Genomic DNA, 1,258 nt, shown 5'->3' with positions numbered 1-1,258 from the left:
GACCACTCCGGGAGCCCGCCATGGCCAACCCCCCGCTGCACACCCCACTGCGTCAGATCACCGCCCACCACATCACAGCGGGCGACACCGTCAAACTCGCCGTGCTCACCGGCCCCCGTGACGGCTCGCCGACCACGGTCGTCTTCGAGGTCTGGGAACCGGGCGGCGCCCAGCCCCTCAACTGGCATCCCGAGTCGGTCGAGACGTTCGTCGTGCTCGCCGGCCAGGGCCGTGCCGCCAGCGACGAGCACGAACGCGACCTCGCCCCCGGCGACGTCCTGGTGCTGCCCACCGGGTCCAAGCACCGCATCGTCAACACCTCCGCCACCGAACGCCTCTACACCCTCACCGTCATGTCCCCCGACGAGGGCTTCGCCGACCTCATCGAACGCGGCCCGCTGGCCACGCTCGACGAGCAGGACCTGGCCGTACTGCGGGCGGGCACGTCGTGACCGACTCCCCGGACGCGGACCTCCTCGCTGCCTTCTGGGCATACGAACAGGCCTTGGGCGCCAATGACCTGACCGGCCTGGACCACTGGTTCCTGGACACCCCCGGCACCCTGCGCGCCGAGGGCGACACCGTGCTGGTGGGCCACGCCGCCATCGCCGACTTCCGGCGGGGGAGGGGCGGCGCTCCGGCGCGGGTCGTCGAGCGGGTGCATGTGGTCCGGCCGGCACCGCGCGTCGCGGTCGTGACCGCCGAGACCCGGCGGGAGGACGGATCGCGCGGGCTCCAGACCCAGGTGTGGCAGCACACCGACACCGGATGGCGGATCGCCGCCGCGCACGTGAGTGCCGTATCCGCACCGCCTCCGGACGAGCGCCCGGATCCGGCGGTGTGGCGCGTGGCGGGTGGTCAGGGAGACGGCCGGCCGCTGTTGGCGTCCAGCGGACAGGGCCCGCTCGCCCACATCCGCGTCGCCGTGAAGGACCTGTTCGCGGTGGCGGGGCAGCGCGTCGGTGCGGGCAACCCCACCTGGCTGGCCGAGGCCCCCACGGAGCCCACGCACGCAACTGCCGTACGGCGGCTGCTCGACGCGGGAGCCGAACTCACCGGGATCGCCCAGACCGACGAACTGGCCTTCAGCCTCGCCGGGACCAACGCGCACTACGGCGCCCCCGTCAACTCCGCCGCCCCCGGCCGGATCACCGGCGGCTCCAGCAGCGGACCGGCCGCTGCCGTGGCCCGCGGCTGGGCGGACCTGGGGCTGGCCACCGACACCGCCGGCTCGATCCGCGTCCCCGCTTCCTACTGC

At 74.0% G+C, this 1,258-nt stretch carries 2 protein-coding genes; both read left to right on the top strand.

Annotated elements, in window-relative coordinates:
- A partial coding sequence (locus AC31A1_RS51610) for a cupin domain-containing protein (RefSeq protein WP_489659943.1) occupies nt 1–452 on the top strand: 452 nt, incomplete at its 5' end.
- On the top strand, nt 449–1,258 hold an 810-nt coding region (locus AC31A1_RS51605; RefSeq protein WP_489659942.1), incomplete at its 3' end, for an AtzH-like domain-containing protein. The genes AC31A1_RS51610 and AC31A1_RS51605, both read left to right, overlap by 4 nt.

This window comes from Streptomyces sp. P5F9 (assembly GCF_057961495.1).
The sequence above is the reverse complement of the archived record's forward strand: the minus strand, read 5'-3'. Positions and strand labels throughout refer to the sequence as shown.